Raw genomic sequence first — 25892 nt, forward strand, 5'->3', positions numbered from 1 at the left:
CATTTGAAAAATAAAATATTATTGTAAATTCCACGTGTAATATTTATTGCTGGTCGTCAACCCGAATGTGTCCATTCAGTTTGAAAACGATGGAAACGATCTGATTATCCACCGGTGCCTCCGTGCGATAGCGCCAGCGCGCCATGTCTTTCACTACGTCATCGCCAAATACGCCGTCTGGCGTTTCAGACAGAATCTGTACGTTAGTGACCGTACCGCTACCGGTAATATCGAATTTGACGCGCACCTTTCCTTCCACACCCAGCGCTTTTGCCCGAGAGGGATAATTCACACGGCGATGCAGCGCTCTGAAATTTTGACTGTTGCTTTTCCCTGCACCGTGCGCAGCCTGACCGCTATCACTTTCTCCAGCCTTAGCGGTTGCGGCACTCCCCGGCATACCAGCAGAGGCTTGCATTGGTGAAGGCGCATCGCCGGTCTGGCTTGTCGCTACGGGAGACTCACTCTTTTTTTCTGTCTGCTGCTGCGTAACCTGCTGTTGTTCTTTTGGCTTGTTCTCAGGCTTCTTTTCAGGCTGCTTTCTCTCACGCACGGGCGGCTTCTTTTCCGCAACAGGCGTGACGGGCTTGCGCTCAATGACGGGTTGTTTAATAACCGGGTTGGGGTGTTCTGGTAACGGAGGCGAGATAGGTTGTTCTAAAGAAACGGTTTGCGTCGCCACAACGGGAGGATCGGAAGATTCTGCGGTAGGAGGGGATGAGTCAGCCTGCTGCGTCATTGCCGCAGCCATCATCGTGACCTGAATGCTTCCGCCTGCATTTCCCGCCATGTCTTCAATGCTCTCTTTCGGGGAAGAGTGCAATAGAAAGAAAAGCGCCAGCGCCGCATGCGCTACGCAGGACAAAACAAAGAATGCCAGCGAACGCCAGTTAGGCACATCGGCGGTCAGCGCTGCGGTTGGAGAGGAATGAGCAAAAGGATGAGAGCCCAGCAATACGCTGCGGCCAGTGCGGTTCGCACCCAGCAAAGCCTCCTGAAGATTTTCACGACTCACTATCCAACTCCATCTCTTAAACTTCAACTTCCTGGTGTCAGTCGTGCAATCACAATCTTCCAGGCGATAAAATGTAAGCAAGATCAGAACACAAAAAAACATGTCAAGACCAAACGGACTACATTAATAAATAATAATACAAATGAGAATCGTTTTACAAATGAAAACTGTTACCCACAAAGTCTAACAAACTGCATGCAATATCATTACAAATTACAGTAACGCATTGAGGTTAAATGAAAAAAGTGCGCTAACAGAGGCGCACTTTTTACTCAGAGGGGTAATTCGGGGGAGAAACAGTGCAGGAATAGCGGTTTAGCATCAGCGCAATAGCGATCAATATTCCCTGTCTTCAATCAGGCGTTTTCCCAGCGTGATGCTATCGACAATCTCATAATCGAGCTTTTCATACATGCCGATCACGGTATCGTTGTCTTCACGCACCATCAGGTGGATTTTCGGGCAGCCACGGGCAATGAGCTTTTTCTCCAGACGGTTAATCAACGCATTCGCAATGCCGCGGCCGCGAAAATCAGGGTGCACGCCCAGATAGTACGCAGACCCGCGGTGCCCATCATAACCGCCCATCACCGATCCCACGATTTCGCCGTTCACCTCTGCGACCAGAAACAGATCGGGATCGTGATTGAGCTTACGTTCGATGTCCATTTCAGGATCGTTCCACGGGCGCAGCAAATCGCAGCGCTCCCAGAGGATGATCACGGCTTCAAAGTCATCCTGCCTGAATATGCGGATTTCCATCACAGTCGCCATTTTGCAATAAGGTAAATCGTGATTATCGCGTGATTTTTATCAGACGCAATCTCAAATTGCGTGCCGCCATCAGGAATCACACAACGGGTAACCGGGGATCGATTTTATTGATGGTATACTGCCGCCTTTATTACTGTGCCACCAGCGCTATGGAAACGGGATGCCCACTATGTCTGACGTCAATGCGGTAAAACATTTTTTGCTTAGCTTACAGAAAGATATCTGTCAGCAGCTTGCGGCGATCGATGGCGGAGCCGATTTCGCTGAGGATGAATGGCAGCGTGCCGAAGGCGGTGGTGGATGCAGTCGCGTACTGTCCGGTGGGCGCATCTTTGAACGCGCAGGGGTCAATTTTTCCCACGTGACCGGCAAATCATTGCCACCTTCGGCCAGCACCCACCGCCCCGACCTGGCAGGCAGAAGCTTTCAGGCAATGGGCGTGTCGCTGGTGATTCATCCGCTAAGCCCTTACGTTCCCACCAGCCACGCTAACGTGCGCCTGTTCGTCGCCGAGAAACTGGGCGAAGAACCAGTATGGTGGTTTGGCGGCGGGTTCGATCTCACACCCTATTACGGTTTCAAAGAGGACGCCGTGCACTGGCATCAGACCGCTCACGACCTGTGCCAACCGTTCGGTGACGATGTCTACCCACGCTATAAAAAATGGTGCGACGATTACTTCTTCCTCAAGCACCGTAACGAAGCACGCGGTATCGGCGGACTCTTCTTCGACGATCTCAACGAGCCCGATTTTGCAACCAGCTTTGCCTTCATCCGTGCCGTTGGTAACGGATTCCTCGATGGCTATCTGCCCATCGTCGAACGGCGTAAAGATCTGCCGTGGGGAGAACGCGAGCGCGAATTCCAGCTCTATCGTCGTGGGCGCTATGTGGAATTCAACCTGATTTGGGATCGCGGTACGCTATTTGGCCTGCAAAGCGGTGGACGCACCGAGTCAATTTTGATGTCCATGCCACCGCTAGCACGCTGGGAATACCAGCATCAAACTGAACCGGGTAGCCCGGAAGCCCTGCTGTATCAAGATTTTTTACCGGCTAAAGACTGGCTGGCAGAAAGTCACACGCACAACAAGGAAGCATAAGTCATGCAGATTTGGGTCGATGCCGACGCCTGTCCTAACGTCATCAAAGAAGTGCTATTTCGCGCGGCGGATCGCACGCAAACACAGGTCACGCTGGTTGCCAACCAGACCATCAAAGTGCCGCCGTCGCGCTTTATTCGCACGCTGCGCGTCTCAGCGGGTTTTGACGTCGCCGACAATGAGATTGTGCAACGCGTTGAAGCAGGCGATTTGGTGATCACTGCGGATATTCCGCTGGCATCGGAAGTGATAGAAAAAGGCGGCATCGCGTTGAATCCGCGTGGAGAGCGCTATACACCGGATACCATTCGGGAACGGCTAAACATGCGGGATTTTATGGATACCATGCGCGCCAGCGGGATACAAACCGGTGGCCCGAGTGCATTAAACCAGCGGGACCGTCAGCAGTTCGCTAATGAGCTGGACAAGTGGTTGCAGCAGTCGAAAAAGCCGTAACGCTCTGCCTGATTACCCTTCCGTAGACTACCGATCGTTAAAAGATCGAGATACACGGAGCGATCGCGGGGCGAGGTATCCCTATGGGTACCTCATCCCCGCGCTTCTCCTAAAAACAGGCTCAAGCAGCCAACATTAACTATCTCGTCCCTTCTGTTTTAGCAAAGCAGGATGGCGATATTTGTTTAGCGATAAACCGGCAGCAGATCGAGACTCGAAAGCACATGTATCAGCGCGGTGCCGATACCAAATAGCAGCACCAGCGCAACCATCGCATTGCCGCCCCGCACGCGAAACAGCGGGCTACCAAAGCGGACGCGCGACGCACGAGCCAGCAACGCAGGCGTAATCACCGCCCATACTGTAGCGGCCAATCCGGCAAACCCAATCGCATAAATAAAGCCGTTCGGATATAGCAGGCCGCCGATGATTGGCGGAAAAAAGGTCACCAGCGCCGTCTTGGCTCTTCCCAGTCGGCTATCGTCAAACTTCAATAAATCCGCCAGATAATCAAACAGCCCCAGCGTTACCCCAAGAAATGAACAGGCGACGGCGAAGTTGGAAAAGACGGTGAGCAACACGTCCAGATAGGGGCTGTTGAGCACGCTACCCAGCGTCTGCACCAGCACGTCAATATTACCGCCCCGCTCCGCAATCCCGATAAAATCAGGACGGGCAATGTTTCCCATCGTACCAATCAACCAGATGGCATACATCACCAGCGCCAGAGCGCTGCCAATAAACAGGCAACGCTTGATGACCTGTGGCTTATGGCCGTAATGCTTCACCAAACTGGGAACGTTGCCATGAAAGCCAAAAGAGGCCAGGCAGAATGGCAGCGTCATCAACACATACGGAAGATAGCTGGGCGCTTCTTCCGCAACATTGAGTAAAACAACTGGCTTAACGTTCCACAGCAGGCTGCCGAACGTCATGAAAAAGGTCAGTACTTTTGCCGCCAGAAAAAAGGCGGTCATGCGGCTCACCGCCGCGGTACTCCACCAAACAGTCAACGCGACAAACAGCGCAAACAGGCAGCCGCCGACGCGGGCGGAGAAATCGATCGACATCTCAGCAAGCGTGTGATGGATAATTGAGCCACTCGCCGAGATATAGGCGTAGGTCAGAATATAGAGGACAAAGGCAATCGATATGCCGTTAATCACATTCCAAGTCTTACCTAACAGATCTTTGGTCAGCGTATCGAAGCTGGCACCCGTCGGATAATTCAGATTAGCTTCCAGTATCATTAACCCCGAGTGATACATGCAAAACCAGGTAAACACCAACACGGCCAATGACCAGAAAAACCAGGCACCCGACATCACCACCGGCAGGGAAAACATCCCAGCACCAATAATCGTTCCTGCAATAATCATCGACCCGCCAAACAGCGAAGGAAGACGCTTTTCTGTACCGCTTTTTTCTACTGTATTTTCGTTCACTGCGCGTGTTGCCATGGCCGATAGTCGCTCGTTGGTTTTTTTATCGAGTCTGGGGAAAGCCCCCATACAGACGATAATGCTGCTCACTTAAGTATGGATGTAGGGGGAAACACGGTGATGAGGTTCCCGCAGGGATACCTCGCACCGTGGTAGCCCCCGGTATCTCGATCTTTAAACGATCGGCATTACCCTATAAATGAGGCGGGATCATGGCATAAAACAAAAATTATTCCATTGATTCATATCGGCTAAGCGATTACTTGGTCGATAAACTACGATAAATAAAAAACCCAGCCAACAATCGGCTGGGTTCGTCTGTATGACGGGAAATAACTTACAGCGGCTGAGTTTGTGCTTCTACCACTGCCAGTGCGACCATGTTCACGATCCGGCGCACGGAGGCAATCGGCGTCAGGATGTGTACCGGTTTTGAAATACCCATCAGTACCGGCCCTACCGTCACGCCTTCTGAAGAGGAAACACGTAGCAGGTTATAGCTGATACGCGCAGATTCCATGTTCGGCATGATCAGAATGTTAGCCGAGCCTTTCAGCGGGCTGTCTGGCATTTGCTCGCGGCGGATCGCTTCCACCAGCGCGGCGTCGCCGTGCATCTCGCCGTCGATCTCGAGTTCCGGTGCCAGCTTGTTGACCAGCGCCAGCGTGGCACGCATTTTCTGCGCCGTCGGGGAATCCGAGGTGCCGAAGCTGGAATGCGACAACAGTGCAACCTTCGGTTCGATACCGAAACGACGTACGCTTTCTGCCGCCATCAGGGTAATTTCCGCCAGCTGTTCCGGCGTTGGATCTGCATTGACGTAGGTATCGGCGATAAAGGTGTTGCCGCTCGGCAGCATCAGCGCGTTCATCGCCCCCGCTGCATGGACGCCTTCGCGGTAGCCGAACACTTTCTCAACCACATCGAAATGCTCTTCATACGTGCCAATCGTGCCACAAATCAGCGCGTCCGCTTCGCCACGGTGAACCATGATCGAGCCAATCAGCGTTGGGTTGCCGATCACCGCACGCTGCGCTTTCTCCTGCGACACGCCGCGACGCTTCATCAGTTCGAAATACTCACTCCAGTATTCTTTGAAGCGCGGATCGGATTCGTTATTGACCACTTCGAAATCTTTACCGATGGTCAGTTGCAGCCCCAGCTTTTGCAGACGCATTTCGATGACGCTCGGACGACCAATCAGAATCGGGAACGCCAGCCCCAGCGTCACCAGTTCCTGCGTAGCGTGCAGCACGCGCGCATCTTCACCTTCGGCGAAGACGACACGTTTCGGCTGCTGACGCGCCTGCGCGAAGATCGGCTTCATGAACAGGTTGGTTTTGTAGACGAACTGGGTCAGTTTTTCGATGTAGGCATCGAAATCTTCGATCGGACGCGTCGCCACGCCGGAATCCATCGCCGCCTTCGCCACCGCCGGTGCGATCTTGATGATCAGACGCGGATCGAATGGTTTCGGGATCAGGTAATCTGGGCCAAATGACAGCTCTTGGTCGCCGTAGGCAGAGGCAACCACTTCACTCTGCTCCGCCAGCGCCAGATCGGCAATCGCATGCACGCAGGCCAGCTTCATCTCTTCGTTAATCGTAATCGCGCCGACATCCAACGCGCCACGGAAGATGAACGGGAAGCACAGCACGTTGTTCACCTGATTCGGGTAATCCGAACGGCCGGTACAGATAATGGCATCCGGGCGCACTTCTTTCGCCAGCGGTGGCAGAATTTCTGGTTCCGGGTTAGCCAGCGCCATGATCAGCGGACGTGGTGCCATGGTTTTCACCATCTCCGGCGTCAGTACGCCGGGGCCAGAGCAGCCGAGGAAGATATCCGCATCAGGGATCACGTCAGCCAGCTTGCGAGCACCGTTATCCTCAATGGCGTAAGCGGCCTTGGTTTCTTCCATATTTTCGTCACGGCCGTGGAAAATCACGCCGCGTGAATCGCACACCACAATGTTGTGCTTCTGAAGACCCAGCGCCACCAGCAGGTTAAGACAGGCGATAGACGCTGCACCCGCACCGGACACCACCAGACGCACATCGGAGATATTTTTTTCTACTACGCGCAGGCCGTTCAAAACGGCGGCGGTACAGATGATCGCGGTGCCGTGCTGATCGTCGTGGAAGACCGGAATCTTCATGCGCTCACGCAGTTTCTTCTCGATGTAGAAGCACTCAGGCGCCTTGATGTCTTCCAGATTGATACCGCCAAACGTCGGCTCCAGCGCGGCGATCACGTCGATCAGTTTGTCTGGATCCAGCTCGTCGACTTCGATATCGAAAACATCAATGCCGGAGAATTTTTTAAACAGGACGCCTTTGCCTTCCATCACTGGTTTACCGGCCAGTGCGCCGATATTACCGAGGCCCAGAACGGCCGTCCCGTTAGAGATAACGGCAACCAGATTGCCGCGCGCGGTGTATTTGTAGGCGGCCAGCGGATCTGCCGCAATTTCCAGACAGGGAGCCGCGACGCCAGGGGAATAGGCCAGCGCCAGATCGCGCTGTGTCGCCAGCGGTTTCGTCGGGGAAACCTGAATTTTTCCGGGAATCGGATACTGGTGGAAATCAAGGGCGCTTTGCTTTAGCTGTTCATCCATTTTATGTACCTTTTCGGTTTTGTTGTGTTGTGTCTGTAGGGTCAAGAGTACCCAGTATAGTGTTTGCGAATGACGAAACTACCGAGGATGGCAAAAACTGCGGGGGAATGCTGGTTAATATAGTTATTTTATTTGACGGTTTTTTGTTCAGTTTACCGTCAGCGTCAGGGACACCGAACAGGTCGTTCAGAAGCGATTCAGGGGAAATGGGGGACGAACGGGCAATAAGCGTCACGTGATGTAAAAACACCACGTAACGGAGAAAAGTGAGTTACTGCGTCATATTCAGAATAGTACGAATATTGCCTGCGCTGGTGGCGATAATATCGATGGCTCCCGTGCGCAGTGCACCGAGAATGGCTAACGCTTTGGTGTTTTCAGAAGCAATGGCAATCACACAGGGGATTTTATGTAACTCCTCAATACTCACGCCGATAACCCGTTCGTTCATCACCGTATCGACATGCTGGCCCTGAGCGTTAAAGAAGTCATACCCGGCGATATCGCCAATCACGCCCTGATTCAGGCTGGCATCAATAATTTCATGCGGAGTGAACCAGCCGAGTTTAACCATGTAGCTGTTTTCATTCATATCTCCGATGCCCACCAGCGCGATATCGGCCTTGCGCGCCCGATCCAGCGTTTCCTTAATGGTACCGTTTTGCATGAATGCTTCTTTCAGCGCCCGATTTTCGACATAAGCGGGTGAGTACAGTGTTTCACTGCTGCCGCCGAACTTCTTTGCCAGACGGCGGCTGATATGGTCGGCGTTAATCGCATCGCCGGGACGGTGTGTTCCGCCAATACCGCAGATAAAGCGGCAATTGCGTTCCGTCACATTGCTCACATGGTCTGCGACCGCCGCCACATTACGCCCTTGCCCCACCGCCACCACCGTATCGTCCTTCAACGACAGTGCCAGATAGTTAGAAACCAGCGCCGCAACCTGCCGCCGCTGTTCCTCTTCATCTTGATGATCTAACGCAATCAGAGCGCGCTTGATCGAAAAGCGCTCCAGCATCTGCTGTTCGAGACGCGTGCTGAATACCGGGTGATAGCGCACGGTAATTTCAACAATGCCCTCTTCCTTCGCCCGCTTCAGTAAACGTCCGACCTTGATGCGCGAAATACCAAATTTCTTGGCGATCTCTTCCTGAGTAATTTCGTCCTGATAATAAGCAACGGCGATTTCAGTCAGAAGTTCGCTTTCCTGAGATCCTGATTGTTTTTCCATCTGGTCACATTTTCCTTACGCAAGGGGATCGGTTTATACAGACGCTGTGTCTACAGATGAAAACAGTCGCGATGAATAATTGTTGCATGCCGGGAAGAGAGGCTCAAGCCCAGCGCGATGATCCCTGACGGTGACGCAAACGAACAAAGGCAGCCGTGCCGTAAGCCAGCCCAAAAGGCTGGCTCCGACAGCGGCAGGACATTACCGTTGAATCGCATCAATCTTCAGCATTTTGGCAATCACCAGATCAAGCTCTTTCTCGTCGAAAATCTTCTTCCAATCCGGTTTGATGATGTTCTCTTTACCGTATTCAATGGCGATCATACACGCATCTGAGAACGGGTTGGTGCTGCGGAAAGCCACCGCCAACGCAATCTGAATATGACCATACAGCATGGCTTTTGCCGCGGCTTCCGGCACGCCAATCGTGTTGATGGTTTCATCCAGCGCTTCTTTCATCAAAGTGCCAACCATACAGGCGACGGTTTCAACCAGCGTTGGTTCCAGATAGGCCAGCTGTTTTACCGTCACCCAGTGCACATCAAGCACCGGGCCATACATCACTTTCACCACGCGAGCCAGTTCCGCTTTCTGCTCATCGCTGCCCGTTTCATAAGATGCCGCAACGTGCTGTGGCGCAGCCACGCCACCAAATGCATCGGCATGCTCTTCCGGCGTGAAGCGATCCAGAAATACGGAGGGATGGCACGGGTGTGCGACGGCGTAATCAATATCATCACGTTTGGCGATAAGATTGGCATAGGCCGCAGCCGGGTCGAGCGTCAGCAGCACGGCGTTACTTTTCATCTGCGGAACAACCAGCCCGGAGACCACCTTCAGCGCAATATCTGGCACAGCCAAAATCACGACATCGCTTTCAGGAATAACCTGCTCGGCAACGGAGAGCTCCCTGCCTGCGGCCACAACTTGTTCCTGCGCGCGCGGCGAGTTCTCGCAGTAAAACACCTGATAGTCACTTTTCTGGAAATTGGCAGAGATGCGCATGCCCATTTTGCCGCCAGCGCCCAGTACGGTAATGGTTTTCAATTCAGCAGCCATGATTGTTACTCCTCAGATTTACAATAGTAAAAAGCGATTAAATAGAATGCGTTGTCGGTGATGAACGGCCTGCGTACGGGTTTCGGGTATACAGGTAGTTCAGGCTATGGCGCGTCCAGGCGTCTTCCAGACGGCAGGTTTCTTCCGCATTGGCTTGCCACGGCAGCCAATGCTCGACGATCTGGTTAATGTTTCGTTCGTTCGGACGGACTTTCTGGTGAAGCACGTCGTAATCCAGCAGGCCGGTTCCCAGCAGACATCCGGAATAGGTAAAGCCCACCCACCCTTCCTGACGGGCAAAGGCAAAATCTTTGATATGCAGGTTAACCACGCGTGGAGCCGTCAGCTCAATCACCTCGCGCGGATACTCCAGCGCAGCAACACAGTTGCCGGGATCGAGACAAATCCCCAGTGCTGGGCTGTCGATGGCGTCAACCACGGCCAGGACGTCGCGCGTTTTTACCTGTTCGTAAGTTTCCAGCCCCAGTTGGATGTCATGCCGCTCAAACTCAGGCAGCACCTGACGCAGTAACGTAAGCGCCTCGTCTTGCGTTGGCTTATGTGTTGCCGTGTTGAACATCGTACGGATAAAACGGACATCCAGCGCACGCGCCATGGTGAGATAGCGCATCAGGTGCGCCGTGTCTAACCCCCGCGTCCCCAACTCCAGTTGAATGCCTAAATCGGCGGCGTGCTGCCGCAGTTTTTCCAATTCGGCAGGTGAGAGTGTTTCGACCGCGGCGTAATCACAAATCTGGAAAACGCCCGCACCAGACTCCGCCGTTTGCTCCAGCATAGCTTGCAATCCCAGCGGCTTTGGCACACGAGAAGAGGCTCGCCAGAAGAATGCATAGGTACTTAATCCGATTGCCATGTTTATTTCCTCTCTTACGTCTGCGAGCCGAGCACGAAGGCTTCATCCATAATGGCGTTAAACGCCGCCGGATCGTGGGCAAAACGCCCCAGAAACAGGCCATCAGCCGAATCGCCAAGCTGACTAAGCAATCCCGGCCCCGCGCTACCGCCATAAATAATTCGTCCCTCGCGCACACCTGCCTGTGTTGGAACGTGCTGTTTTAATGCCTGACAAACTTCGCGGATGTAGGCCGTCGGGGCGGGTTCCGTGCTGCCAATCGCCCACTGTGGTTCGTAGGCCAGTACCAGCTCGCCCGTCAGCTGTTGCTTCTGGGCCAGATCCAGCGCCGCCGCCAGCTGAGCCTGACAGGTGTCGATTGCCTGCTGCGTCGAACCGCGTTTCTCTTCGCCAACGCACAGCACCGGAGTCAAGCCATTACGCCAGGCCGCCGCTGTTTTCAGCGCGAAATGCTCATCCGTTTCACCAAAATAGCGGCGACGCTCGGCGTGCCCGATTTCGACATAGCGACACCCCATTTCGTGCAGCATGGTGCCGCTCACTTCCCCAGTGAAAGCACCGTTATCCACCCAGTGCAGATCTTGTGCACCAACATGAACGGGTGACTCGGCAAACCGTTGCACAACGGGGGCTAAGGTCGGAAAAGCGGGCAGAACAAATAGCCTGACCGAAGGCAGTGACGATAATGGATGCTGTGCCACCATCGCCTGAATGTGCTGGCACCAGTCGAGCGTCTGCTGGTAGCCGAAATACATTTTCAGGCTGACGCCCAGCGTTAATTTGCGGGAACTCATCGCTCACTCTCCGCTTGCATCGCCGTCTGACGTGAAGGGCTAGCCGTCGTCTCGCTGTTCAATACCACCGAGATAGCGTCAAGAATCATGGCTAGCGATATCGCACCCGCATCAGGTGTTCCCAGGCTTTTTTCTGCCAGCGGGCGAGCGCGACCCATTTTGGGTAACAGCTGCGCCGTGTCGTCAGCCGCCTGCTGCGCGCACTGCGCGGCCTGCTGCCAGGCATCTGGCAAGCGCATTCCCGCGTCCACCCGCTGTGTGAGCGCGAGACTAAAGGGGATCAGAGCATCCACCAGCGTTTTATCCCCCGGTTTCGCTTTGCCGAAATGCATCACGCTTTCTTTGGCCTGACGCACGCCATCTGCCACACGGCGACCGTCAGGGCGTTGTTCATCACCCAATACGGTTCCCAGCGCATTCAACGCGACGCCCCAGATTGCGCCAGAGGTTCCTCCAGCCCGATCGGCCCAGGCATCTGCCGCACGTTGCAATAACGTACCGGCCCCCGCCTGCTGTTCCAGCATCTCCGCCGCTTTTTCCGCAGCGGCAATCACCCCGCGTTCCATGCCAATGCCGTGATCGCCATCTCCGGCAATCGCATCGATACGCCCTAATTCTGTGACGTTCGCCAGCACAACGTCACGCGCGGCATTCAGCGCCGCCGCAACACAGTGTGCCGCCGCTTTCGATGCCGCCGTCGCGGTGGGAATCACATCCAGTTCTGTGGTGAATGTCCGCTCAGCCAGCGGTTCGGCGGGAGACATGCTGCCTTTACGAAATGCTGGTGCATCCGCAGGTGCTCGCCAAAAACGCTCTAGTTCCTCATCCAGCCAGAACAGCGTGAGCGACAGACCCGCCATATCGAAGCTGGTCACAAGTTCCCCCACTTCCGGCTCGACCACCGTCAGCCCCTGCTCAACCAGCAGTTGCGAAACACGGCGATAAACCACAAACAGCTCTTCGTATTTCACGCCGCCGAGGCCGTTGAGCACTACGCTGATCCGCTGCCCAGAGATCGTCGCAATACCTTGCGGCACCTCTTCCAGCAGTGAACTGACCAAAAGCTCAGCCAGCTCATCGGCGGTTGAAATAGGCACATCGCGAATGCCCGGTTCACCGTGAATCCCCATGCCCACCGCCATCATTCCTTCGGGGACGGTGAACAGCGGGTGTTCCGCACCCGGCAACGTACAGCCTGAAAAGGCTACGCCGAGTGAACGGGTGCGCTGGTTGGCACGCTCGGCAACCTCAAGCACGGCGGCCAAATCGTAGCCCGCTTCCGCTGCCGCAGAGGCTGCTTTGAAGACCATCAGATCGCCCGCCACTCCACGACGTTTTTGCGATTCGTTCAGTGGCGCACTGGAAATGTCATCGGTAACCGCCAGCAGTTCACATGGAATGCCCTCCGCATTCAGACGCGCCTTGGCCTGTCCGAAATGAAGCACATCGCCTGCATAGTTACCAAACGTCAGCAGTACACCACCGCCATTGTGTGCCGCTCGAGCGACGGAGCAGATCTGCTGGGCGGATGGCGAAGCAAACAGGTTGCCCATCGCCGCACCGTGCGCCAGCCCTTGCCCGACCAGGCCAGCAAACGCCGGGTAGTGGCCGGAGCCCCCCCCGGCCACAATGGCGACCCCACCTTCACGACTGCGAGTGCTTCTGACCACGCCGCCAGGCACCTGACGCACTTTGTCAGCATGCGCCGCCACAAAGCCTTCGGTCAGTTCCCGAGCGAAAGCAGAAGGTTGGTTGAACAAATACGTCATATTAATGCTCCTGTGTTGCTGATGCGGATTTCGATAACCGGTCCGAACGGCTGAGCAGGACAATCAACACGGCGGAAAGCAGCATTAGCCCGCCGACAATCATCATAGGCAGCACGTAGGTTCCCGTCACACCCCGCACCGCACCGGTGATGTATCCCGCTGAAAATCCGGCAACATTGCCAATGGTATTGATGAGCGCGATGGCCGCTGCCGCTGACGCCCCCGTCAGGAACTGGGTCGGTAATGTCCAGAAGTTAGGTAGTGCGGCGAAGATGGAGCAGGCCGTTACGGTGATCACCGCAATGGTCGCCGTAGGCGATTCCATGAACAGCGCCAGCGGAATGCTGATCGCCCCCGTCAGCGCAGGGATGGCGATGTGCCATGAACGACAGCCGCGGCGCGTTGCATCACGCGACCAGAAATACATCACGATGGCCGCAGGCAAGTAAGGGATCGCGGTAATCAGCCCTTTATCCATGACGTTGAACGTCGTGCCGAACTGCTGTTGGAAACCCGCGATAATTGTGGGCAGGAAGAACGCCAGCGCGTAGAGGCCGTAAATAAAACCGAAGTAAATCAGGCACAGTACCCAGACGCGTTTGTTGAACATCACGGTCATCACGCCAGGGTGTTTGCTGTGATTTTTGGTGGCATGCTCGCTTTCCAGTTCACTGACCAGCCAGCGTTTTTCATCGGCATTCAGCCACTTGGCATCGGCCGGACGATCCACCAGATAGAACCAGGTAATGAGGCCAACAATAATGGCGGGAACAGAGACGCCGAGGAACATCACCCGCCAACCGGACAACCCGAACAGGCCATGCTGCTCAATCAACCAGGCGGCCAGCGGCGCGCCTAACACCACCGTCAGCGGCTGTGCCAGATAGAACAGTGACAGGATCCTGCTACGGTAGCGGGCAGGCACCCACATACTGAGGAACAAGATCGCGCCAGGGAAAAAGCCCGCCTCCGCAATCCCCAGCAGGAAACGTAGGATATACAACCCTTCAAGACTGCTTACCCAGGTAAACAGCAATGACACGATGCCCCACGACACCATAATGCGTGACAGCCATTTGCGCGCGCCGAAACGGTGCAGCGCCAGATTACTTGGGACTTCCAGCAGAATATAACCAATGAAGAAAATGCCAGAAGCCAGCCCGAACTGCGCCACGGTGAGCGCAAGATCGGTGTTCATGCCATTCGGTCCCGCGAACGAAATAGCCGTACGATCGAGGAAGTTAATGAAAAACATCAAGCCGACGAAAGGCACCAAACGCCAGGAGATCTTGCGAATGGCCGATTGTTCTACAGCAGATGGTGTGGTGGTGGACGGTTTTGTGGCAGATTGCCCCGCCGTTGCCGCAGCCGATACTTTACTCATACAGCCCCCTTACTACCGATAGCCAACCCCTTCCCTGTCATTGCCTCTACGCCAGGCTGTTCCTGCATTTCATCCTCTTTCGTCATTCGATACCCGGTGTGACCTTTGTTGTTCGTTGTCTTTTTTATGGTTTGCATGCAGGTCTGACACATTGTTATGCCCTCTAAATATTTGGATCATTAACACACACTGTGAACATATGAACGATATATTTGCCCCAGTCTTTTGCCTATCTCTCTGTTTAAAAATTGTGAGCATGATCTAAATATGTATCAAAAAGGTAAAATAGCGCCTTAAAAGCCGCAAAAGTGACCAAGATCACTCTTTGAATCATCGTTTCCTCTTCGAGAAAACAAAAAACAAATAATCACACATTGAACATTTGAAAGAAGCGGTATATGTTTAGCCATGAAAAGGCCGGAAATGTACGGAATCAGGCAGAGAGATTCTCGTTAGCGTCTGTTTATTCATGTTTTTATAAACAACTTAGCGAAAGCGACATATCAGGCTCACTTTGACCCTCAGCCAGGCAGGAGATAGATATGCTCTCGATTGCAATTGGTGCAGACAGCGCCGCGATTGATCTGAAAAACACGATTACTGATTATTTACAGCAGAAGGGGCTGACGGTGACCGACTACAGCTACGATCCCACTGGGGAAAACCCGATCTACCCCGATGTTGCCTACACGCTGGCACACGCGATCAAAGACGGTAAGCACCAGCGTGGGATCCTGCTGTGCGGCACCGGGATCGGCATGAGTATCGTGGCTAACAAGGTCAATGGCATTCGTGCCGCTCAGTGCCATGACACCTATTCCGCTCAGCGAGCCAGAAAGAGTAACGATGCGCAGGTAATCGCACTGGGCGCTCGGGTTATCGGCCCTGAACTGGCAAAAGAGATTGTCGGTGCCTGGCTGGATGCCGAGTTTGAAGGCGGCGGATCGGCACCGAAAGTCGAGAAAATCAGCTACTACGAACACCAAGAAAATCATCGGTAATCCTGTCTGACGGCCCGTGGCTATCCCCAGACTGGCTGGCCGTCAGTCTTACCGTCCGTTCAACCGACTTTCCGTGCAGCAAAATAGTGTTCAGTCGAGAGAGCCCAACCGCAGCAATCGGAAAAAGCGCATGTTATTCCACGTCCTCATGGTGCAGTGTGTTGGCTCTGTTTTGCGCAGGCCATTTCTCTTTTACATCAAGGAGCTCAATCATGAATCAATTAGAAGCCCTTAAGCAATTTACCGTGGTGGTCGCCGATAGCGGCGATATCGACTCTATTCGTCAATTTTCGCCACAAGATGCCACCACAAATCCGTCCCTGATTCTGAAAGCCGCCACCCTGCCCCAGTATCAACCACTGTTTGATGACGCGATCGCCTATGCAAACCAACAAGGCGGTAGTCCGGAAACGCGGCTCATCAACGCTAGCGATCGACTGGCCGTGAATATCGGTGCAGAAGTGCTGAAAAGCATCCCGGGCCGCATCTCCACCGAAGTGGATGCTCGCCTCTCGTTCGATCGCGGTATGTGCGTAGCGAAAGCGCGCAAGCTCATTGGGATGTATCAGGAAAAAGACATCCCGCGTTCACGCATTCTGATCAAGCTTGCCGCCACTTGGGAAGGGATTCGCGCGGCTGAAGAGCTGGAAAAAGAAGGGATCAACTGCAACCTGACGCTGCTGTTCTCGTTTGCTCAGGCGCGCGCCTGCGCCGAAGCGGGCGTCTTTCTGATCTCGCCGTTTGTTGGTCGGATTTATGACTGGCATCAGGAAAAGCAGCCCACCCGCGACTATCAGGCTGAGAGCGATCCTGGCGTGATCTCCGTGCGTCATATTTATGACTATTACAAACGCCACCGCTACCAAACCGTGATCATGGGCGCCAGCTTCCGCAAAGTGGAACAGATTCTGGCGCTGGCGGGATGCGATCGCCTGACGATTTCCCCCGCGCTGCTGGAGCAATTGAAAAACAGCCATGCTCCGGTCGAACGCCAACTGACGCCGTCGACCGAAGCGTTCAATCCCCCTTCGCCGCTGTCTGAAGCCGAGTTCCGCTGGGAACACTGTCAGGATGCGATGGCCGTCGATAAACTGGCGGAAGGCATTCGCCTGTTCGCTGCCGATCAACAAAAGCTGGAAGCACTGTTGGCGGCCAAGCTGTAACGTCTGGAGTCGAACTGGCTGTCGGCGCGTATGACAAACTGACTGCCGCAGGCCGCAAGGTGCGCGTAGTGTCCATGCCGTCTACGGATGCGTTCGATAACGTCGTCGAAAAAGCGCAGGCGTTGCTGAAGTAAAGCGGCGGTTCGGTAAACTGACGATGCAGTAAAACACCGATAGTAGACTGCGATATCGCGCGCAAAAGGATCGCAAACCGCGCTATGGTTTGTGATCCAGATCAATTAATTCACCTGAGTATATTGCATGACTCCAGCGCCGCATGCTGATATTGCGGCGCAACACCACAAGTTGCACCAGCCTATTTTTATCGCGGCGTGCTACTGCTTCGGCAGGCAAGACCAAAGTAAAAATGCATTTCCTCTTTTTTAGAGGTGCATTTTTATTTTGGTCTTTTTTTTTGGCCTAATTGGCGTCAATACAGGGTAACACTATGAATTATCAAAAAACGAATTATCAAAAAACGAATTATCAAAAACTTGGATTCGACATCCTCGCGTTAAGCGGCGGCAAGCAGAACGTCAGCAAACTGACCCACTGCGCCACTCGCTTACGTTTCGAGTTCAACGACAGCGATGCCGTACAGGCAGACGCGATTGCTAAACTTCCCGGCGTTATCAGCGTAGTCGATCGCGGCGGCCAGTTTCAGGTGGTGATCGGCAACGACGTTCAAGTCACCTACCGGGCGATTTTGAACGAGATTGGCGAGATGAACGGCCAGCGCACTGCCAGCAGTAAAGAACCGCAGAAAAAAGGCGGCATTTTCTCGCAAATCATCAGCGTGATTTCCACCACCTTCACGCCCGTTATCCCGGCGATTACCGGCGCAGGGATGATTAAAGCCCTGCTGGCGATCCTCAAGCTGACGGGGTTAATTTCCGCCGACAGCACGACCTATCGCCTGCTGGACACTATCTCCGATGCAGCCTTCTTCTTCCTGCCTGTGCTGCTGGCTTACGGTGCCGCCATCAAGTTCGCCTGTAACCCGATTCTGGCGATGACGATTGCTGGCGCATTGCTGCACCCGAATCTGGCTCAGCTGCTAGCCTCCGGCGGCCCCATCAGCTTTATCGGTATTCCAGTGCGGCTGGCGGACTATGCCGGATCGGTATTGCCGATCATTCTTACCGTATGGATCATGTCTTACATCGAGCAGTTTGCCGAAAAGATCTCGCCCTCGATGATCAAATTTTTCACCAAGCCGATGATCGTGCTGCTGGTTACCGCGCCGCTCGCGCTGGTGGTGATTGGGCCTTTCGGTATTTTCCTCAACGATCTGGTCGCCAACGGCGCGGCGATCATTGACGGCAAGGCAAGCTGGTTAATCCCGATGCTGATGGGCGGTCTGCAACCGTTTTTGGTGATCACCGGCACCGCCTGGGCGATGACGCCAATTGCCACCTCACAGCTGACTCGCAACGGCTTCGAGATGATCAACGGGCCCGGCATGCTGGCTTCCAACATTGCGCAGGGTGCCGCCACGCTGTGCGTCGCGTTTAAAACCAAGAACAAGAATCTGAAACAGCTGGCTTCTTCGGCGGGCTTCACCGCGCTGCTGGGTATCACCGAACCTTCCCTGTACGGGGTGACGCTGAAACTGAAGAAACCGCTGATTGCCGCCATGATTGGTGGGGGCTGTGCGGGTATCTATGCTGGTTTAGCTGGGCTGGTTCGCTACGCCTTCGTCTCACCGGGGCTGGCAGCGCTGCCTGCTTTCATTGGTGAAAACCCGATGAACATCGTCCATGCGCTGATCACCTGCGCCATTGCGATTGTCGTCACGTTTGCTCTCACCTGGATCATGGGATTCGACGATCCGGTGGATGAAACTGACAGTGTCCAAACCGACTCAGCTCAGGCAGACCAACGCCAAGCGTCACCGGCAGCCACTACCGCGCAAAAAACGCAGGCCGCAGAAAGCCGCGCAGAACCACAAACGATACTCAGCCCGCTGTCCGGCAAGCTGGTCGCGCTGAGTGACATCAACGATGACGTATTCTCACAGGGATTGCTGGGGCAAGGCGTGGCGATTATTCCTGACAACGGTGAAGTGGTCGCGCCCGTCAGTGGCGAAATCATCACGTTCCTTGAGTCTAAGCACGCCATCGGCATCCGGGCTGATAACGGTTTAGAATTGCTGATTCACGTCGGTCTGGACACGGTGAACCTCAACGGCAAGCACTTTACCGGCTATATCAAACCGGGCGACCGGGTTAGCGCAGGTGACAGGCTAATTAGCGTCGATCTGCATGAAATCATGCGTCTGGGCTACGACCCGGTTACGCCAGTCGTGATCATCAATAGCGATGAGTACGCCAGCGTCGTCTGTACCGCACCACAGCCGATCGCCCCGCTGGATACCATCATGAAAGTGAACGCCTGACGATCCATAAAAGCATTGGGCAAGGTGCCCAATGCTTTTCAGTCTCCCTGTATGTGAGAAAAATATGCACTATCAACAGCAAAAACACTTCCCAGCAGGTTTTCTGTGGGGAGCGTCGACGTCGGCTTATCAGGTAGAAGGTGGCTGGCAGGCCGATGGGAAAAGCCCGTCGATCATTGATCAATGCCAGCACCCAGAAAACACTGCCGACTTCACCGTCGCCAGCGATCACTACCATCGGTTTAAAGAAGATGTGCAGCTTTTCGCGGAGCTCGGCTTAAAGGCCTATCGCTTCTCTATCGCCTGGACACGTATTCTTCCCGATGGCACCGGTGCCATCAATCCGCTGGGTATCGCGTTTTACAACAATCTGATTGATGAGTTGAACGCGCACAATATCGAACCGGTCGTCACGCTCTACCATTTCGATTTGCCTTATTGTCTTGAGGCACAAGGCGGCTGGCAGAATCGCGCCACGATTGATGCCTTTGTTCACTACGCCCGCACGCTGTTTACGCATTTCGGCGACAAGGTAAAATATTGGCTGACAATCAATGAACAGAACACCATGATTCTGCATCCCGGCGCAATTGGCCTGCCGAAAGGTGGCGTGTTACCGTCTAAAAAAGCACTGTATCAGCAAAACCACCACATGATGTTGGCACAGGCGCAGGTCATGGCCTTGTGTCACGAACTCGCGCCCAATGGCCTGATTGGTCCGGCGATCAACACCACGTCTATGTATCAGGCCACCAGCAAACCGGAAGATGCTATCGCCGCACACAACTGGGAAACGCTGCGCTGCTGGAGTTTTTTGGATGTTGCCGTGCACGGCCGCTACAACGCGCTGGCCTGGCGTTATCTGGAAGATCGCGGTCTGGCACCGGAAACATTACCTGGCGATGACGATATCCTACAGTCAGGAAAGCCCGACTACGTGGCGATCAACTACTACTCCACCGCCACCATTGCCGCCAGCAAAGGCGATGCGTCGGATGTCAGCGCCCGCGCGGGCGATCAGCAAATCATGCTGGGCGAACCCGGTGTTTATCGTGCAGCGGAAAACCCGCACGTTGATAAAACGCCTTATGGCTGGGTGATCGATCCCGTTGGCTTGCGCTTAACGCTGCGGAAAACCTACGAGCGCTATCATCTGCCGATCCTGATTACGGAAAACGGCATGGGCGCGCCGGATAAGCTTGAGGCCGACGGTACGATCGACGATCAATATCGCATCGATTTTATTGCTCGCCATATTGAACAGATGCAGCTCGCCATCAGCGATGGCGTTGATCTTATTGGCTATTGCCCGTGGTCGGCGATCGATGTGGTCAGCACCCATCAGGGCTACGGTAAACGCTACGGGTTTATTTACGTGAACCGCGACGAATTTGATCTGAAAGACCTGCGCCGCATCAAAAAGAAAAGTTTTTACTGGTATCAAGGTGTCATAGAATCAAATGGAGCGCGCTTATTTCCCAGCGTCCCGTGATACCTATATCCAGTACACGTTGTTAAAACGGGGATGAGCACGACGCCCAGGGCGTCCGCATGAGTGATCAACATTTAACCATTGACGTTAATCCAGCCATAAGAACTTGCTCCAAGAACACGGGTTTCATCATGCAGCGTTTTTGTTTCATCGGTACGCTAATCTTCGTTGGCTCGGCTCTGAGCATGTTCAGCGCCATGTGCCTTAACCCTGCCAAGTTTTCTGCGGCGTTTTCTCGGTAAATCTGGCAAGCATCCTCTCGCATACTGACATCTAAAATCCAATGCATGGACTCGATACCCCAATGGGCCCGTATCGCATCTCCGGCCTGCTCTGGGGTTAGTTTGGCTGAACTGATGTAGTAGCGGTACTCCAACTCTGGCGCTTTGCCTTTTGCTGCGCGGTAACTTTCGACCATGACTATGCTGGTTAGCCCGAGCCAGGCAGAGAAATCCCCAACCATATCACTGGCATCCAGTACATGGTAAGTGCGTGCCTCCACTCGGCTTTTCTGCTTCTCAACTTGAGATATGCCCCTGTCAATTGGCGCGCGCCGATGTGGGGTAAAAGCGGCCTGTATCGCTGCCGCTAACTTGCCTTGATTGCCCTTAACTGCCAATAAGTAGTCGCCACCTTTGCTCGTAATCGCCTTGGCAATCTTGGTCTGACAGGCCATCGCATCAATTGTCACGATGGCACCTCGCAAGTCCAACATCTGAATCAGCGCGGGTATCGCGGTGATTTCATTGCTTTTAGCATCAGTTTTAAGCTGGCCCAATACGAGTTGGTTGGCGCTGGCATAGGCACTTACCATATGGATGGTGCTTTGCCTGTCGTCTCTGTCATAAGAGCCGCGCAAAGTCTTGCCATCAATAGCGACGACTTCACCACAGGTTAACTTGTGCACGGCTTTCATCCAGGCGAGAAAACAATCGCGGAATTCAGCGGGCTCAATATTTGAAATTAGGCGAGCAAAGGTATCATCAACGGGCACACCTTTTTCAAATAAGCCCTGTTTAAGGAACCAGTCATGATGGCCGAGAACGTACTCACGAATGTCAGTCCAGCCCTGGCCTCCCGCTATCACTGCGCAGATTGAAGCAAACAAAATATCAAACAGTGGGTAATCCACTTTTGCGCTTTGTCGTTCATCGCGGATGATACTGAAATGCGCTTTGATGGTATCTAAATTCATGGTCACTCCTCAAAAGAGGAGCATAAGATCATAGTCGACTCGTCAGGTCAATGTTGACGTCGAATTGTGCAAAAAACGTTCATGATCTTGCCCTGAGCACGACGCCGGATATGTCACGTTGCAGGAAGCCTATTTCCCACAACGTGACAAATTAGGGGACAGGCTTATCTCACTGATTTTCTCACTGAACCACTCAAGAAACGCATGATGGCTGAACCGATAAAAGCAATAAAAATACTGAACAATAGCCTGGTGTTATCTTCCGATGCAGATAACAACGAAATCATTGTTATGGGGAAAGGAATCGGCTTTAACAGCAAGACCGGCGATATTCTCGATCCGGCCAAAATTGAGAAGACCTTTATTCTCAAGGATGGTACATCGCCACGCGAATTTGCTCGTCTGATTGAGCACGTCGGGGAAGAATATGTTCATATCGTGAATAAGATTATTGATGATGCGAACCGGCAGCTTCATAGTCGCTTGAGCGAGCAGGTCTTTTTTACGCTGATCGACCATATCAGTTTTGCGATTGAGCGCTATCGCAAAGGCATCAGCATACAAAATCGTCTGCTTTATGAAGTAAAGCGATTTTACCCGCAGGAATTTGCGATTGCCTCGCGGGCGCTCAACGACATTAACCAACAGATGAAGCTGGAATTGCCTGAAGAGGAAGCGGGCAATATCGCGTTTCATTTAGTCAACGCCCAAACCGACGTCCAGAATATGGAGAACACGCTCCAGTCGGTCAAGATGCTGAAAGATATCTTTAATATCATCCAATACAACTTCCATATCGTGATTGATAAAGAGTCGATTAACTACTCCCGCTTCCTGACGCACATGCAATTCTTTATTCAGCGTCTGTTGGAAAATAGCCTGATTCATTCAAATGATGACTTTATTTTTGAGCAAGTCACCAAAGAATATCCTGATGCCTATAAATGCAGCCGACTGATCAAAGACTATATTCACAACCTGCTCAACATCGACATTTCTAACGATGAAATGCTGTACCTAATTATTCATATCGTCCGTATCACCCCAGAACAGGAAAGCGCGCCCAATCGGCGATAAATTGATCAGCGGTTTTCCTGCCGCTACTGCATCTCCTCGTTTTGATGACCTCACAAGTGCAACACGCACAAGAACCCATCCCTGATAGTCCATTTGGACAAGGAACAACCCATGCGGGTGACACGGCGATGACTGAAGATTTCATCGCATTTTTGGTTACTGGGCATGTTCAATCAATAAGGCATTAGCTACTATCATTTTCATAAGCAAATTATGGAAAATTTTTTGTGGCAACGATTACAGATATCGCTCAAAAAGCTGGGGTGGCAGCCTCAACCGTTTCTCGCGTACTTAATAACGATCCCAGCCTGTCAATAACCAAAGAAAAGCGCCAACTCATCAAGAAAATTGCCCATGAGTTGGCCTATTTATCGCCCACACAACGTAAGCAGCAGAAAAAAAGGTTAGAGAACGCGCTTGTTGTCCGTTCTCATTTCAAAATGGATAATGACAATCTATTAAATCTCGCCGTCGTCCACTTTCTTACGCCCTCAGAAGAACTCAACGATCCTTATTTCACCGCAATGCGTATTGGCATTGAAAACCGCTGCCACCATTTTAATATTTCGTTACGCAATCTATTCACCACCAATTTATCATCCAATAGCCAGACTTTATCTCAAGCGCAGGCGATCATTTGCGTAGGTCACTTTAGCGATAGCGATATCGCCTTAATCTCTTCATTAAATAAAAATCTGATTTTTATCGATTCGGCCCCTCTCGATAAACAATGTGACGCCGTGCTTTTTGATCGGGAAGCGGCCGCACGCGAAGTATTGTATTACATTGTGAATAGCGGCGCTCAGCGCCCCGCATTTATAGGGAACAATGAGAGTCGACTGCATGTATTTCAGGAGATAACGCAAAAACACGGTATCTACGACGAGTCGCGATGCAAAGTCAGTCAGTTATTCTGTATTGAGTCCGGCTATCAGGCGATGAATGAGTTGCTGCAACAAAAAGAGTGGCCTGATGTCGTGTTCGCGGCGACAGACATTATCGCTATTGGCGTGTACCGAGCGATTCAAGAGAAAGGTATTGCCATTCCTAAGCAAATAAAAGTGGTTGGGATGAATGACATCCCCACAGCACAGCATCTCAATCCCAGTTTGACCACAATGCGACTTTACCCCACTGAAATGGGCGAAGCCGCCGTCGATCTGTTTTTAGAGCTGGTGGCAGGACGCTATTATAAAAAACACGTACAGATTGGTTATGAGATGATGTGGCGCGAAAGCTTCACACTCAACGATGCCCTTTTATAATACGTCCCCTTATCTTTCCTATCCTTACGAATATACCGGCCACGTAAGCAAGCTACGCGGCCAGAGAGCGTCAATTAGCGGTTATTTTCCACAACTGATTCCATCCCCCGTTATCATGCCATTGAATACCGGATGCACCGTTCTCTGTTGAACGGCTGTTAACATCCAAAAGCTTCCCACTGTTCCTATTCATGATTTTATAATAGCCATCGCCGGCATCCAAAATCAGCCATTGCTGGCTAAAATGGCCGGTGTTATACATTTGGAGAATTTGCGCACCATCCTCATTGGCACTGAAATTAACATCAATGTACTTTCCGCTATTCACATTCACCAGATTGAAATAACCATTGCCAATCGCGTTAAAATAAAAACGCTGGCTGTCCCAGTTGCCGTCACTGTATTGTTCAACCCATGCGCCATCTTCACTCGAACCGCTCACGATATTCAGCGATTTACTACTGTGTCGATTAACGATTTTATAGCGGGTGCCGTTGACGAAATTGATTTGCGATTCGGCAAACGCGTCCAGTGCTCGGGTAAATTGCAATACATTGGTTGAAACTTGCGTCGTCGCGCCTAAAGCGTAGCCATCCGGTAGCACCTTTGCATTAGCCGCTGGTTCCCAATAAAAAACCCCAATCCCTTTATTTCCCGGCACGGCTTTAACAAGATTAATCGTATCCCTGATCGTCCAGTAACTGTCTGTCGGGTTGGTTTCCAAACCGCCGACTTCAACGACCATGACTTCCTTACCATACCGGCTCGCCATATCATTGAGATTGCTCGCCAGAGCGCCAGTGAGCTCCCAATAATTTTTCCCTTCCCAGTAGGGATAGAACGAAAAGCCAATCACATCGGTTTTCCCACCGTGCGTGGTGAGGAAATTATCAAAAAACCAGCGAGAGTTTGAATTATTATTCCCATGCGCCAGATGGCTGATCACCTTAGAGGAAGGGCTGACCGCTTTAACCGCATCATAGCCCGCATTCAGTAGCTGCGTTAGATTGGCAAACCGGCTTGTGCTACCTTCCGGGAGTAAAATGCCCGGGTTCATTTCGTTGCCGACCTGCACCCATTCCGGCGTCACGCCAGCGGATACCAACGCAGTCATCACTTCATGAGTGTGATTATAAACGGCCGTCGTTAATTGACTCAGATTGTAGTTCGCCCACGCCGCTGGCTTTATTTGATGACCCGGATCCGCGAAAACATCACTGTAGTGGAAATCCACCATGACGCGCATTCCCATCGCTTTGGCGCGCTGCGCGGCATCCACCACGCGGGTTTTATCCGTATAGCCAAGCATCGTCCAGGTCGTATTATCTTTATGCCATAGCGCACTGGGGTCGGGATTAACGAAAATGCGTAACCGTACAGCGTTTATACCGTGATCGCGCAATATCTGTAATACATCGCGCGGCGTTCCTGCATCATCACGCCAGCTTACCCCGCGATCTTCTAATTGCTTTACCCAGCCAATATCCGCGCCGTAAGCAAACGGCTGCGCCGCTTTCGCCAAATTGGCTGACATAAACCCTATAAACAGCATTAACAATATAGAGATGATTCCTGAATAATTATTCTTTTTCATTCATTTCTCCTTGAGGTAACACGCTTAAAGGGCATTTATTACATAAATACCCAGGTACAGATTAAAAATAGAGGGGGATACTGATAAAAATAAATTTCACAGAATAAACCAAGCAGCCATTAATGGCTGCTTAGCTATTTTCTAAATTTTTCACTTATTCAACATGACGTTTTCTATGGCGTTATCC

Annotated in this window: 20 protein-coding genes and 1 pseudogene; 9 read left to right on the plus strand and 12 right to left on the minus strand. The window is 52.6% G+C overall.

What is annotated here, in order from left to right; genetic code table 11:
• Positions 1-43: 43 nt before the first annotated feature.
• Positions 44-1015: a TonB family protein gene (locus DMB82_RS16335; RefSeq protein ID WP_116163182.1), complete on the minus strand. Its 972-nt coding sequence runs from the start codon at positions 1013-1015 to the stop codon at positions 44-46.
• Positions 1016-1351: 336 nt separating this feature from the next.
• The gene (locus DMB82_RS16340) at positions 1352-1777 is read right to left on the minus strand and encodes a GNAT family acetyltransferase (RefSeq protein ID WP_116163184.1); all 426 of its coding nucleotides are present in this window, start codon (positions 1775-1777) and stop codon (positions 1352-1354) included.
• 181 nt (positions 1778-1958) lie between these two features.
• Between DMB82_RS16340 and hemF the strand changes: the two genes are divergently transcribed.
• Together hemF and DMB82_RS16350 are read left to right on the plus strand one after the other, a co-directional pair.
• On the plus strand, positions 1959-2891 hold the full coding sequence (gene hemF, locus DMB82_RS16345) for an oxygen-dependent coproporphyrinogen oxidase (RefSeq protein WP_116163186.1): 933 nt from the start codon (positions 1959-1961) through the stop codon (positions 2889-2891).
• A 3-nt stretch (positions 2892-2894) separates the two neighbouring features.
• Positions 2895-3347: a YaiI/YqxD family protein gene (locus DMB82_RS16350; RefSeq protein ID WP_010307164.1), complete on the plus strand. Its 453-nt coding sequence runs from the start codon at positions 2895-2897 to the stop codon at positions 3345-3347.
• A gap of 185 nt (positions 3348-3532) precedes the next feature.
• Here the strand turns inward: DMB82_RS16350 and mtr are convergent, their stop codons facing one another.
• From mtr to DMB82_RS16390, 8 genes are all read right to left on the minus strand, one after another.
• Positions 3533-4807 carry a tryptophan permease gene (mtr, locus tag DMB82_RS16355; protein WP_116163188.1) on the minus strand — a complete coding sequence of 425 codons (1275 nt, stop codon included), beginning with the start codon at positions 4805-4807 and terminating at the stop codon, positions 3533-3535.
• 319 nt (positions 4808-5126) lie between these two features.
• Positions 5127-7406 (minus strand): NADP-dependent oxaloacetate-decarboxylating malate dehydrogenase, encoded by a 2280-nt coding sequence (gene maeB / locus DMB82_RS16360; RefSeq protein WP_116163190.1) that lies wholly within the window; start codon positions 7404-7406, stop codon positions 5127-5129.
• 271 nt (positions 7407-7677) lie between these two features.
• Complete coding sequence (locus tag DMB82_RS16365) at positions 7678-8640, minus strand: sugar-binding transcriptional regulator (protein ID WP_010284307.1); 963 nt, start codon at positions 8638-8640, stop codon at positions 7678-7680.
• A 201-nt stretch (positions 8641-8841) separates the two neighbouring features.
• On the minus strand, positions 8842-9699 hold the full coding sequence (locus DMB82_RS16370) for a phosphogluconate dehydrogenase C-terminal domain-containing protein (RefSeq protein WP_039472019.1): 858 nt from the start codon (positions 9697-9699) through the stop codon (positions 8842-8844).
• A 37-nt stretch (positions 9700-9736) separates the two neighbouring features.
• Positions 9737-10573 carry a sugar phosphate isomerase/epimerase family protein gene (locus DMB82_RS16375; protein WP_116163192.1) on the minus strand — a complete coding sequence of 279 codons (837 nt, stop codon included), beginning with the start codon at positions 10571-10573 and terminating at the stop codon, positions 9737-9739.
• A 14-nt stretch (positions 10574-10587) separates the two neighbouring features.
• The gene (gene lerI, locus DMB82_RS16380; RefSeq protein ID WP_102118210.1) at positions 10588-11367 is read right to left on the minus strand and encodes an L-erythrulose-1-phosphate isomerase; all 780 of its coding nucleotides are present in this window, start codon (positions 11365-11367) and stop codon (positions 10588-10590) included.
• Positions 11364-13136, minus strand: a complete 1773-nt coding sequence (gene lerK, locus DMB82_RS16385) for an L-erythrulose kinase (RefSeq protein WP_116163194.1) — start codon at positions 13134-13136, stop codon at positions 11364-11366. Before lerK ends, lerI begins: the two co-directional genes overlap by 4 nt.
• Before the next feature lies 1 nt (position 13137).
• The gene (locus DMB82_RS16390; protein WP_116163196.1) at positions 13138-14520 is read right to left on the minus strand and encodes an MFS transporter; all 1383 of its coding nucleotides are present in this window, start codon (positions 14518-14520) and stop codon (positions 13138-13140) included.
• A gap of 542 nt (positions 14521-15062) precedes the next feature.
• Here DMB82_RS16390 and rpiB point away from each other — a divergent pair.
• The 5 genes and pseudogenes from rpiB to DMB82_RS16415 all read left to right on the plus strand — a co-directional run bounded on the left by rpiB (position 15063) and on the right by DMB82_RS16415 (position 20574).
• A complete protein-coding gene (rpiB, locus tag DMB82_RS16395; protein ID WP_010307132.1) occupies positions 15063-15521 on the plus strand; it encodes a ribose 5-phosphate isomerase B in 459 nt (152 codons plus the stop codon).
• Positions 15522-15733: 212 nt separating this feature from the next.
• The gene (gene tal, locus DMB82_RS16400; RefSeq protein WP_116163198.1) at positions 15734-16684 is read left to right on the plus strand and encodes a transaldolase; all 951 of its coding nucleotides are present in this window, start codon (positions 15734-15736) and stop codon (positions 16682-16684) included.
• Positions 16678-16782: pseudogene (locus tag DMB82_RS16405) on the plus strand (transketolase-like TK C-terminal-containing protein); the annotation flags it as partial. The gene tal and the pseudogene DMB82_RS16405, both read left to right, overlap by 7 nt.
• Positions 16783-17132: 350 nt before the next feature.
• A complete protein-coding gene (locus tag DMB82_RS16410) occupies positions 17133-19082 on the plus strand; it encodes a beta-glucoside-specific PTS transporter subunit IIABC (RefSeq protein ID WP_116163200.1) in 1950 nt (649 codons plus the stop codon).
• Positions 19083-19146: 64 nt separating this feature from the next.
• On the plus strand, positions 19147-20574 hold the full coding sequence (locus DMB82_RS16415; protein ID WP_102118205.1) for a glycoside hydrolase family 1 protein: 1428 nt from the start codon (positions 19147-19149) through the stop codon (positions 20572-20574).
• A 67-nt stretch (positions 20575-20641) separates the two neighbouring features.
• Here the strand turns inward: DMB82_RS16415 and DMB82_RS16420 are convergent, their stop codons facing one another.
• Entirely contained in the window at positions 20642-21769 is a 1128-nt protein-coding gene (locus tag DMB82_RS16420; protein WP_102119602.1) for an ISAs1 family transposase, read from the minus strand.
• A gap of 207 nt (positions 21770-21976) precedes the next feature.
• Between DMB82_RS16420 and licT the strand changes: the two genes are divergently transcribed.
• Together licT and DMB82_RS16430 are read left to right on the plus strand one after the other, a co-directional pair.
• Positions 21977-22846, plus strand: a complete 870-nt coding sequence (licT, locus tag DMB82_RS16425) for a BglG family transcription antiterminator LicT (protein WP_102118204.1) — start codon at positions 21977-21979, stop codon at positions 22844-22846.
• Between the two features lie 227 nt (positions 22847-23073).
• Entirely contained in the window at positions 23074-24111 is a 1038-nt protein-coding gene (locus tag DMB82_RS16430) for a LacI family DNA-binding transcriptional regulator (protein WP_116163318.1), read from the plus strand.
• Between the two features lie 70 nt (positions 24112-24181).
• On the opposite strand, the gene DMB82_RS16435 is transcribed toward DMB82_RS16430, so the two are convergent.
• Complete coding sequence (locus DMB82_RS16435) at positions 24182-25705, minus strand: glycosyl hydrolase 53 family protein (protein WP_116163316.1); 1524 nt, start codon at positions 25703-25705, stop codon at positions 24182-24184.
• Positions 25706-25892: the final 187 nt, after the last annotated feature.

Origin of the sequence: Pectobacterium aquaticum (assembly GCF_003382565.3) — a bacterium.
Classification (GTDB): domain Bacteria; phylum Pseudomonadota; class Gammaproteobacteria; order Enterobacterales; family Enterobacteriaceae; genus Pectobacterium; species Pectobacterium aquaticum.